Below are 258 nucleotides of genomic sequence, written 5' to 3'. Positions count from 1 at the left end.
ATCGAAATCTGTACTGATCCCGCGTTTCAGCAGCAGCGGCTGCGAAGCGTGATCTTCGAAATGGCTGGTCTTACCGATGCGTGTTCGCAGCTTCAGGAAGACTGTCTGATTGTTATAAGCGTCTGCCGCCTTGGACAGCAGGAAGCTCCGCGACAGCTCACGCTCACGCGGGTTCTCGGACGCGAAATCGAATTCCAGCTCGGCTTCGTCAGAGATGAGCGTTCCATCGTCCGCAAAGATGGCAGCATACACCTGTCG

General features: G+C 55.8%; 1 pseudogene. It reads right to left on the bottom strand.

Features of this window, described 5'->3' with window-relative positions:
* A pseudogene (locus tag HBA93_RS21960) lies at positions 1-258 on the bottom strand (BREX-1 system phosphatase PglZ type A); the annotation flags it as partial.

It is taken from the genome of Ochrobactrum sp. SFR4 (assembly GCF_019730395.1).
GTDB lineage: Bacteria > Pseudomonadota > Alphaproteobacteria > Rhizobiales > Rhizobiaceae > Pseudochrobactrum.
This window is presented reverse-complemented; position numbering and strand designations above follow the sequence as displayed.